The organism is Mycobacterium sp. (genome assembly GCF_044370595.1).
Taxonomy (GTDB): domain Bacteria; phylum Actinomycetota; class Actinomycetes; order Mycobacteriales; family Mycobacteriaceae; genus Mycobacterium.
The window spans coordinates 21,164-30,690 of record NZ_JBILVF010000029.1 but is presented as its reverse complement, the minus strand read 5'-3'; the positions used below and the strand labels follow the sequence as shown (position 1 = coordinate 30,690).

Annotated in this window: 11 protein-coding genes and 1 tRNA gene; 3 read left to right on the top strand and 9 right to left on the bottom strand. The window is 66.7% G+C overall.

Annotation, left to right across the window (positions count from 1 at the left end; translation table 11 throughout):
* Positions 1–462, bottom strand: a 462-nt coding sequence (locus ADBZ5N_RS06510; RefSeq protein ID WP_526256671.1) for a YbhB/YbcL family Raf kinase inhibitor-like protein, incomplete at its 3' end; no start/stop codon positions are given.
* A 20-nt stretch (positions 463–482) separates the two neighbouring features.
* Positions 483–1,817, bottom strand: coding sequence for a M20/M25/M40 family metallo-hydrolase (locus ADBZ5N_RS06505; RefSeq protein WP_526256670.1), 1,335 nt, complete (start codon positions 1,815–1,817; stop codon positions 483–485).
* 109 nt (positions 1,818–1,926) lie between these two features.
* On the opposite strand from ADBZ5N_RS06505, the gene ADBZ5N_RS06500 reads away from it, so the two are divergent.
* Both ADBZ5N_RS06500 and ADBZ5N_RS06495 read left to right on the top strand, forming a co-directional pair.
* On the top strand, positions 1,927–2,700 hold the full coding sequence (locus ADBZ5N_RS06500) for a sensor domain-containing protein (protein ID WP_526256669.1): 774 nt from the start codon (positions 1,927–1,929) through the stop codon (positions 2,698–2,700).
* Positions 2,701–2,761: 61 nt separating this feature from the next.
* Positions 2,762–2,847, top strand: a tRNA-Leu gene (locus tag ADBZ5N_RS06495).
* A gap of 29 nt (positions 2,848–2,876) precedes the next feature.
* On the opposite strand, the gene ADBZ5N_RS06490 is transcribed toward ADBZ5N_RS06495, so the two are convergent.
* A complete protein-coding gene (locus ADBZ5N_RS06490; protein WP_526256668.1) occupies positions 2,877–3,884 on the bottom strand; it encodes a TerC family protein in 1,008 nt (335 codons plus the stop codon).
* Between the two features lie 38 nt (positions 3,885–3,922).
* On the bottom strand, positions 3,923–4,300 hold the full coding sequence (locus ADBZ5N_RS06485; RefSeq protein WP_526256667.1) for a DUF2784 family protein: 378 nt from the start codon (positions 4,298–4,300) through the stop codon (positions 3,923–3,925).
* A gap of 33 nt (positions 4,301–4,333) precedes the next feature.
* Here ADBZ5N_RS06485 and ADBZ5N_RS06480 point away from each other — a divergent pair, with 33 nt between their 5' ends.
* Positions 4,334–5,065, top strand: coding sequence for a type 1 glutamine amidotransferase (locus tag ADBZ5N_RS06480; protein WP_526256666.1), 732 nt, complete (start codon positions 4,334–4,336; stop codon positions 5,063–5,065).
* Here ADBZ5N_RS06480 and ADBZ5N_RS06475 read toward each other — a convergent pair.
* Genes ADBZ5N_RS06475 through ADBZ5N_RS06455 form a run of 5 tightly spaced genes read right to left on the bottom strand, consistent with a single transcriptional unit; the run spans position 4,997 to position 9,510 of the window.
* Positions 4,997–5,479 (bottom strand): hydrogenase maturation protease, encoded by a 483-nt coding sequence (locus tag ADBZ5N_RS06475; protein WP_526256665.1) that lies wholly within the window; start codon positions 5,477–5,479, stop codon positions 4,997–4,999. The genes ADBZ5N_RS06480 and ADBZ5N_RS06475 overlap by 69 nt on opposite strands.
* Positions 5,476–6,765: a Ni/Fe hydrogenase subunit alpha gene (locus ADBZ5N_RS06470; protein ID WP_526256664.1), complete on the bottom strand. Its 1,290-nt coding sequence runs from the start codon at positions 6,763–6,765 to the stop codon at positions 5,476–5,478. Before ADBZ5N_RS06470 ends, ADBZ5N_RS06475 begins: the two co-directional genes overlap by 4 nt.
* Positions 6,762–7,550: an NADH-quinone oxidoreductase subunit B family protein gene (locus ADBZ5N_RS06465; RefSeq protein ID WP_526256663.1), complete on the bottom strand. Its 789-nt coding sequence runs from the start codon at positions 7,548–7,550 to the stop codon at positions 6,762–6,764. Before ADBZ5N_RS06465 ends, ADBZ5N_RS06470 begins: the two co-directional genes overlap by 4 nt.
* The gene (locus tag ADBZ5N_RS06460; RefSeq protein WP_526256662.1) at positions 7,551–8,402 is read right to left on the bottom strand and encodes an FAD/NAD(P)-binding protein; all 852 of its coding nucleotides are present in this window, start codon (positions 8,400–8,402) and stop codon (positions 7,551–7,553) included.
* Entirely contained in the window at positions 8,395–9,510 is a 1,116-nt protein-coding gene (locus ADBZ5N_RS06455; RefSeq protein ID WP_526256673.1) for a 4Fe-4S dicluster domain-containing protein, read from the bottom strand. Before ADBZ5N_RS06455 ends, ADBZ5N_RS06460 begins: the two co-directional genes overlap by 8 nt.
* Between the last annotated feature and the right edge of the window lie 17 nt (positions 9,511–9,527).

Sequence of the window (9,527 nt, the reverse complement as noted above, 5' to 3'; positions counted from 1 at the left end):
GTAAGCCGGACTGGCATCCTCCGGGAGGTCCAGCTTCTCGACGCTGAGGGCGTGCACCGCGACGAAGTACCGGTGGTAGCCATGCCCCGCGGGCGGGGCCGCGCCGACATAGCGGCGCATGCCGGCGTCATTGCACAGCGTCAGCGCTTCCCCGGGAAGCACCGAACCGTCGCCAACCCCGGCGGGCAACTCGGTCACGGTTGCCGGCAGGTTGACCACCGCCCAGTGCCAGAAGCCGGACGCGGTGGGGGCGTCGGGGTCGAAGACCGTCACCGCGAAGCTGCGGGTCTCTTCGGGAAAACCCGACCAGCTCAGCTGCGGGGAGATGTCTTCACCGCCGGCGCCCATGATTCCGCTGACCTGGGCGTTCTTCAGCGGCTGACCGTCGGCGATGTCCGCGCTGCTCAGCGCGAAGCCCGGCAGCTCGGGCAGGAAGTCGTAGGGGTTGTACGGAAATGCCATGGCGAATCGCTCCTGTCTTCTTAACAGTTCTTGAGGAAGTGCTCGAGTACCACCGCGCCGAACTGCAGCGCGTCAACAGGCACCCGCTCGTCAACACCGTGGAACAGCGCCGCGAAATCCAGTTCCGGCGGCAGCCGCAACGGCGCAAAGCCAAAGCACCGGATACCAAGGCGAGCAAAGGCTTTGGCATCGGTACCTCCGGAAAGCATGTAGGGCACCGTGCGCGCCTCCGGATCGACGGCCAGAATCGCGTTGTTCATCGCGTCGACCAGGAGGCCATCGAAACTGGTCTCATAGGAGGGTAATTCGGAAATCCACTCCCGGGTGACGTCCGGTCCGATGAGTTCGTCGACCTCCCGCTCGAAAGCGGCCTGCCGTCCCGGCAACACCCGGCAGTCGACAACAGCCTCGGCGGTAGCCGGGATGACGTTGGCCTTGTACCCGGCTTTGAGCATGGTCGGATTGGCGGTGTCACGAAGGGTGGCACCCAGCATCCGAGCCATCGGACCGAGTTTAGCGACCGCACCCTCAAGGTCGTCGGCGTCGAAGCTCAGGCCGGTCTCCTCAGAAACGGCCTCGAGGAACTGCGCAACGGTGTCGGTCAGCACCAGCGGAAACTGGTGGCGGCCGAGGCGCGCAACGGCATTGGCGATGGTGGTGACCGCGTTCTCGTCGTGCACCATCGAGCCGTGGCCGGCCCGGCCGCGGGCGGTCAGCCGCATCCACAGCAGCCCTTTCTCAGCGGTCTCGATCAGGTAGAGGCGACGCTCACCGCCGTCGCGGCGGGGCACGGTGATCGAGAAGCCACCCACCTCCCCGACCGCCTCGCTGACACCGGCGAAAAGGTCCGGGCGGTTGTCCACCAGCCACTGCGCCCCGTATTTGCCGCCGTGCTCCTCGTCGGCGATGAATGCGAATACCAGGTCACGTGGGGGCACGACCCCGGCGCGTTTGAAGTGCCGGGCGACGGCCAGCATCATGCCGCACATGTCCTTCATGTCCACCGCGCCGCGACCCCACACATAGCCGCCGGAAATCGCCCCGGAGAACGGGTGCACGCTCCAGTCGGCAGCCTCGGCGGGCACCACATCGAGATGGCCGTGAATGAGCAGGGCGCCGCGAGTGGGGTCCGCACCGGCAAGGCGGGCGAAGACGTTGCCCCGGTTCGGCGCACCGGACTCGATGTACTCCGGTTGGTAGCCGACCTCCCGGAGTTGCTCGGCCACCCACCGGGCGCAGTCGGCCTCCCCCTTGGTGGTTTCCGGATCACCGGTATTGGAGGTGTCGAAGCGGATCAGGGCGCTGACCAGTTCCACCACCTCGCCGGTCACATCGCCCAACTTCGCCTGCGTCACGCTCCTTTCCTACCATTGACCGTCGATACGGTCGGGCCCGGTCTCCTTACCACATCAATAACTCCAACCACATTTACAACACGCACATCGTGGCGTTCTAATTACTCCGATGAAGAGCAGGACGCCGGCGATGGCGGCCCACAGATGGAGTTGGACCCCCAAATGGAGTTGGACCCCCAAATGGAGTTGGACCCCCAAATGGAGTTGGACGATGTGGAGCCTGACGGTTGCCGTGACGGGTTGCGCCACCACCACCGCAGGTACCGCGAGTCCGGCCGCCCCGGCGCCGGAGGTCACCGTGCAGAACCTGGCCAATCTGCTGCTGGCCGCCGCCGATGTCGGCGCGGCGATGTCCGCCCCCGACATGGTCGTCACCCGTCAGGTCGACGCTCTGTGGGACGACAGCGCGGGGATTGCCGGCGGACCGGGATGCCTGGCCGTGGCCGGCGCCGCCCAGCGCGGCGTCTACGCCGATGCGGACTGGACGGCGGTGCACGGCCAAGTGCTGCGGGAGCCCCCCACGTCACCGTCCTGGGCGCACTTCGCCACCCAGGCGGTGGTGCTGTTCGACTCCGCCACAGCCGCGGCGGACTTCTTCGCCCGTTCCCGTCAGATCTGGGCCGGTTGCTCCGACCGGGACCTGACCTATGCGCCCCAACTTGCGCCGGCCGAACAGATTTGGTCCATCGGTCCGGTGAGCGTCCTCAACGACGTCCTGACGGTTTCGCGACAACAGCGCAGCCCGCAACAGTGGTCATGCCAGCGGGCGCTGACGGTCCAGGGACACGTCGCGGTCGACGTCGAGGCGTGCGCGTTGGACGGGCCGACGTCCGCGGCAGCGGCCATCGCGCGCAGCATCGCCGAGCGCATCGGCCCGGCTTGAGCTGGTTTGAGCGGACGAGTCCCGATCCGATAGCCTTAGTCGCCCACCCGCGGTGGGTTGAGTCCGAGTGGCGGAATGGCAGACGCGCTAGCTTGAGGTGCTAGTGCCCTATTAACGGGCGTGGGGGTTCAAGTCCCCCCTCGGACACACAGTTTCCCCACCAGGGGCGTTTCCGGCTAGCTGGCGTCGGAGTCCTCCCGGACCGGGTGGGCCGTCCGGCCGCGGGTGCGGACCAGGCTGGCGACGGTGGTGATGAACAGCACGACACCGATGACGCTGATCGACATCGCCGTCGAGATCTCCGGGACGTCGACGTAGTTACCGCCGTTGATGAACGGCAGTGTGTTCTTGTGCAGGGCGTGCAGGATCAGCTTCACACCGATGAAGCCGAGAATGATCGACAGACCCGCTGACAGGTAGATCAACCGATCGAGCAGCCCGCCGATCAGGAAGTACAGCTGCCGCAGGCCCATCAGCGCGAAGGCGTTCGCGGTGAACACGATGTAGGGCTCCTCGGTGAGACCGTAGATGGCCGGGATGGAGTCCAGCGCGAAGAGCAGATCGGTGAACCCGATCGCCACCAGCGCCAGCATCATCGGCGTGACGGCCCGCTTGCCGCCAATTCGGGTGATGAACTTGTCCCCGTCGTAGTCGTCGGTGGTCGGCACGAACCGCCGTACGAGGGTGACCAGTCGGTTCTCGCGTTCCACCTCGGCCTCACGCTCGTGGCCGCTCTCCCGGGCCAGCTTGAGGGCGGTGAGGATCAGGAAAGCGCCGAAGACGTAAAACACCCAACTGAACGTGTTGATCGCGGCGGCGCCGACAGCGATGAACACCGCCCGCATGATCAGCGCCATCACGATGCCGATCAACAGCAGCTTCTGCTGGTAGATCCGCGGCACCGCGAACGAGGTCATGATCACGGTGAACACGAACAAGTTGTCCACCGACAGCGCTTTCTCGGTCACGTACCCGGCGAAGTACTCCCCGCCGTACTGGCTGCCCCAGTGCCACCAGATGAAGAATCCGAACAGCACCGCCAGGCTGACGTAGACCGTCGACCAGATCGCCGACTCCCGGAAGGTCGGTTCATGCGCGACCCGCACATGGGCGAAGAAGTCGAAGACGAACAACCCGAGGATGGCGACACACGTGATGACCCAGATACCGGTGGATACGCCCATGCCGAGGAGTATTCCGGAAATACGATTCGCTGGTCCAGTCAGGGTCGGATATTGCGGCCGGACAGGTAGACAATCCAGGACAAGACCACCGCGGTGAACACCACCGCGTGTGCGAACCCAGTACCCGCGTCCGGGAAGACCACGTCTGTGAGGTAGTGGTCGATAAAACCCGCCGGCCCCAACGGTGGCAGACCGGCCCTGGATCGCGCCCACCGCTCGAGGTCGGTAAGCGGGCAACCGTACTGGGCGATCACGCTGCCGAGCGCCCAAGCCACCACCGGCACATGCAGCCAGATCGAACGCCGCCACCGCAGCGCCAGAAATCCACCCAAGGGCAGATAGATGAGAAAAGCGAAATGGGCGACGACCGTCAGAACCAACACCAGCCACACCAGTGCCAGGGCCAGCGGTTCCATATCGCAAAGTTACCGCTGCGGTAGCGTGGATGAGTGCCTCAGCAGGTCTTGTTCATCCGCAACGACCCGACCGCACCGGAAGCACTGCTGGGTGACGTCTTCACCGAATACGGTTTTGAGATAAGCATTTTCGACGTCGTGCCCGCCGACCGTGCGGACGATCCGTACGTGCAGGTGGCGTTTCCGGAGCCCAGCGGATATGACGTGATCGTGCCACTCGGCGCACGGTGGGCCGCCTACGACGACAGCCTCCCGTGGATCACCGCGGAAATGGATATGACGCGTCGCGCGTTGGCCTGCGGCGTCGGCGTGTTCGGTGTCTGTTTCGGCGGGCAACTACTGGCCCGTGCGCTCGGTGGGACGGTGGGCCGTTCACCCAGCCCGGAGATCGGCTGGCATGAGGTTCGCAGCAACAGACCTGGCCTGGTGCCGTCCGGGCCGTGGTTCCAGTGGCATTTCGACCGCTTCACTGCTCCCCCGGGTGCTGTGGAGGTAGCTGGCAACGACTGCGCCACGCAAGCGTTCATCCACGGTCGGGCGTTGGGTCTGCAGTTCCACCCTGAGGTGGACGGAGCGCTTGTCGAGCAGTGGATCGCCGAGGACGCCGACGGCGATATCGGCCGGCTGGGGATGTCGGTACAGGACTTGCGGGCACGCACCACCGTTGAGGTCGACGATGCCGCGCGGCGGTTACGCCTACTGGTGGGCGGATTCCTGGCGCTGCTCACACAGCAGGATGCGTACCAGGCCGACCGCCTCGGGTAGCGCTGAACCAACTTCGGGGCTCAGCCCCGTTCCGTGGCCGGTGTCAGCCACGCCGACGCTGACCACCACCACCGTGTCCGGCGCGCGGCCGAGTGCGCGTGCCAGCTCGTAGGTCTGCCGCAGGCCCAGGTCATGCGAACTCACCGGCATGACGATCTCGTCGAGTTCGGCCAGCGAACATGTCCGTACTTCGCCGACAGGCTGCCCCACCGCGGCGTCCACCAGAACCGCCAGCCGACAGCCCTCCCAGGCCTCGAGCACTGCGGTCGGTTCAGCCGCGCAGGTCACCACCCGCACACCGGACGGATTGGTCGCCGCGACAGCGGCCACCACAGCCGGGCCTATCCCGTCGTCGCGTCGATGGGCGTTGCCGATGCCGATGAGGGCCGCCGCTGGCCCGGGGGCGTCATTCACCGCCGCGTCACCGTCAGGGTCAGGAAATGCGTCGCGCAGGAGATGCACGGGTCGTAGTTGCGGATCGTGCGCTCACACATTGCGGTCAACGCCGCATCGTCGAGTCCGGCTTGTGCGCTCACCACCTGAGCCAGATCGTCCTCGATCGCGGCCTGGTTCTGCGCGGTCGGTGGGACGATCTGGGCTGTGGCCACCAGCCCGTCGGCGTCGATCTGGTATCGGTGGTAGAGCAGCCCGCGGGGTGCCTCGCTGACGCCATGCCCGACACCGGGCCGGGCCTGGACCGGAACGAAGGGGTGGACCGGCCGCTGGTAGTTCTCGATGATGCGGAGCGCCTCCTCGACCGCGTACACCACCTCGACGGCACGAACGACGATGCTGCGAAACGGATTCCGGCACTGCGAGTCCAGTCCGGCAGCGCTGGCAGTTTCCCTCGCCAGGGGCGACAGCTTGTCGTAGTTCAGCGTGTAGCGGGCCAGGGGCCCGGTGAGGTGGCGCCGGCCGTCCAGGGTGGCGTGCAAAGCGGTGGAGTGCGGCACGTGGGTCTCTCGGACGTGCTCGCTGAATTGCGACACCGGAAAACTCGGCCCCGCGCTGCGGGCGATCACGCCGTCCTCAAGCGGGTAGCGGTCTGCGGTGAGGGCCAGCAATTCATGGTCGATCGTCAGATCCGGGAAGTCGAAGCCAGCCACCCACGTCACGGTGGCCAGGGCGTCGTCGAGCGCCCTGCGCAACTGCTCGGCCATCGGTTTGAGGTCAGTTCGGGTCGGCACCGAGTAGAAACCACCCAGCCGGACGTTGACCGGGTGGATCGCCCGGCCGCCGATCAGTTCCTGCAACTGATTACCGGCCTTCTTCAGCGACAGCCCGCGTTCCACGGCCTGGCGCTGAGTCTTGGCGATGGTGATCACATCAGGGGCGCCGAGGAAGTCCGGGGCGTGCAGCATGTAGATGTGCAGGACGTGGCTGTGAATCCACTCCCCGCAGTACAGCAGGCGGCGCAGGGCGATCAATTCCGGGTCCAGGGTCACCCCGCAGGCGTCCTCAATAGCGTTGCAGGCGCTGGTCTGATAGGCCACCGGGCAGATGCCGCAGATCCGGGCGGTGAGGTCGGGGGGCTCGGTGTAGGACCGACCGCGCAAGAAGGCCTCGAAAAACCGCGGCGGCTCATAAATGTTGAGTTCGACGCGTTCAGGTTTTCCGTCGCGCAGTTCCACATGCAGCGCGCCTTCACCCTCGACCCGGGTCAGGGTGCCCACGCGCAGGGTGCGGGCGGATTCGTTCACTCCCCACTCCGTTGCGCCTCGAACTGGGTGACGTTGAAGGTCCCGAACATCCGGTCGACGTCCCCGCCGGACATTCCGTCCCGGCGCAGCAACGGAATCATCGCCCCCATATTCGGGGTGGCCATCGGCCCGAAGCAGCCGTAGCAGCCGCGGTGATGACGCGGGCACAGGGCTCCGCAGCCGGCGTGGGTGACCGGACCCAGGCACGGAATGCCCTCTGCGACAGTCACACAGCTGACCCCGGACCGTTTGCACTCGGTGCACACCGTGGCCGTCGGCAGCTTCGGTTTGCGCCCGACCAGCAAGGCGGCCAGGGTGTCGAGCAACTGGCGCCGGTCGATCGGGCAGCCGCGCAGCTCGTAATCCACCGTTACGTGCGCGGAGGCCGGCGTGGAGGTGGCCAGGGTGCGGATGTAGTCGGGCCGGGCGTAGACCACCGAGGTGAACTCCTCGACGTCGGCGAAGTTTCGCAGCGCCTGGATCCCGCCGGCGGTCGCGCAGGCACCGATGGCCACCAGGACGCCGGACTGGGCCCGGATCTCCGTGATCCTGTGCTCGTCAACCGGCGTGCTGATGGAGCCTTCGACCAGCGAGACGTCGTAAGGCCCGGCGACGATGGCACTGGACGCTTCGACGAAGGTGGCGATCTGAACCTGCTCGGCCAGCATCAGCAACTCGTCCTCGCAGTCCAGCAGCGTCAGTTGGCATCCGTCGCAGGAGGCGAACTTCCACACGGCGAGGCTCGGCCCCTTCCCGGTTCGCTCCGCTGCTGCCCGCCAGGTCATCTAGAGTTCCTCGACTTCCAGCAGTGGTTCAGCGACGTCGTATCCCACCACCGCACCGTCGCGGCACAGCAACAACGGTCCGAGTTGACAGTGCCCGCACCAGCCGACACCGCACTGCATGTTCCGCTCCAGAGAGACCCGGATGTTCTGCGCCGCAACCCCTTTGTCCCGTAACGCCCGGGCGCTGTGCGCCATCATCGGCTCCGGCCCGCAGAGGAAGGCGGTGGTTCGCCCGGAGTGCAGGGTGAGCCTGCGCAACGGTTCGGTCACGAAGCCGGTCTCGCCGAGCCAGCCGTGGATGGGAACGTCGATGGTCTGATGCAGTTCCAGATCCGGATGCTGTTGCCAAGCAGCCAGTTCCGCACCGAAGAGGAACTCCCGCTGGGTGCGGGCTCCGGCCACCACCACCACCCTGCCGTAGCGTTCACGTTGCGAGAGCACCCCGAGCACCACCGGCCGCAGCGGGGCCAGACCGACACCGCCGGCGACGACGATGAGGTCGCGGCCAGCGGCCTCCTCCAGCCCCCAACTGGTGCCGAACGGCCCACGCACACCGACGATGGCACCGGACTCGGCGGCGCACAGCGCAGCGCTGACCGCGCCGACAGCGCGGATGGTGTGGGTGATGACGCCGTCCACGGCCAGGCCGGAGACTGAGATCGCGATCTCCCCCACCCCGAAGGCGTACACCATCATGAACTGACCCGGGGCGGGTGGCGCCACCCCGACCGACTCCGGCTCCGGCTCCAGACGCAGGGTCACCGAGTCGGCGTTTTCGACCACCCGGGACGCCACGCGGTAGGGCACCGGCGCCATCGTCGTCAGCGCCGGCCGCAGCGCCGTCTCAGTCATCCCCGGACTCCCGCTCGCGGGCGAAAACCGCCATCTCCTCGGTGATGTCGATGCCGGTGGGACACCAGGCGATGCAGCGCCCGCAACCCACGCAACCGGACGTGCCGAACTGGTCATGCCAAGAACTCAACTTGTGGGTCAGCCAGTGCCGGTAGCGCGAGGGTCCCGATTGCCGGACCGGACCTTCGTGAATGGAGGTGAAGTCCAACTCGAAGCATGATGCCCACTCCATCCACCGTTCCGCGTGCTGACCGGTCAGGTCGGTCACCTCGGAGGTGGAGGTACAGAAACAGGTCGGGCACACCATGGTGCAATTGCCACAGGTCAGGCATCGGCTGGCGACCTGCGACCAGTGCGCCGATTCCCGTGAGTCGATCAGCAGTTGGCGCAGGTCCGTCTCGGGCATCTGTCGACCCATTTGTGTTGCGGCAGAAGCTATCTCGTCAGCCCCGCGCCGGATCTCCGCCGACTCGGCGGTGCGGTGCGGGATGGCCTCCAGGACCTGCGCCCCCGCCTCGGTGCCGACTTCGACCAGATAGCCGACCGAGGGGCCGTCGGCGAACTCAGTCAGCGCTAGGTCATACCGCGACGGCTGCGCGGGGCCATCCGGGCAGCCGGGTCCACAGCCCGGCCCGGTGCCCATCGAGGCGCAGAAGCACAGGCCGCCAGGCTCGGTGCAGTTGACGGCGACGACGAAAGTGCCGTCCCGCCGTCCGACGTAGGAACTGTCCGGATGGGCCGGTCCGGCCAGGACGCCGTCCAACACCTCGATGGCGGCGAGGTCGCAGGCGCGCACGCCGAGGAAGGCGGATCGAGGCGGATCGTCTTCTGCTACTTCATCGGAAGACCAGATCCGCTGGCGGGGTGGGTGCAGGAATTGTTTCCAGGACTGCGGGCCGGCCGAATGCCCGAATGCCGCTGTGTCGGCCCGGGGCCGGACACGGTAGCTGCCGGGTGCGGTGTCCACCCCCCAGCCGTGCGGTAATTCGGCGGCGCTTTCGATCTCGTCGAGCACGATCGCGTTGTCCCGCAGGGTCGGCCCGATCACTCTGAAGTTGCGGCGGCGTAGTTCGTCGACCAGGTGGTGCAGTCCTGCGCCGTCGATCATCCAGGCCATGCCCCCCA

What these genes read in the sequence shown, in the direction of transcription:
- ADBZ5N_RS06490 (WP_526256668.1), bottom strand. Translation starts at nt 3,884, where the DNA reads ATGGGCGTATCCACCGGTATCTGGGTCATCACGTGTGTCGCCATCCTC.
- ADBZ5N_RS06455 (WP_526256673.1), bottom strand. Translation starts at nt 9,510, where the DNA reads ATGATCGACGGCGCAGGACTGCACCACCTGGTCGACGAACTACGCCGC.
- ADBZ5N_RS06485 (WP_526256667.1), bottom strand. Translation starts at nt 4,300, where the DNA reads ATGGAACCGCTGGCCCTGGCACTGGTGTGGCTGGTGTTGGTTCTGACG.
- ADBZ5N_RS06465 (WP_526256663.1), bottom strand. Translation starts at nt 7,550, where the DNA reads ATGACCTGGCGGGCAGCAGCGGAGCGAACCGGGAAGGGGCCGAGCCTC.
- ADBZ5N_RS06460 (WP_526256662.1), bottom strand. Translation starts at nt 8,402, where the DNA reads ATGACTGAGACGGCGCTGCGGCCGGCGCTGACGACGATGGCGCCGGTG.
- ADBZ5N_RS06500 (WP_526256669.1), top strand. Translation starts at nt 1,927, where the DNA reads ATGAAGAGCAGGACGCCGGCGATGGCGGCCCACAGATGGAGTTGGACC.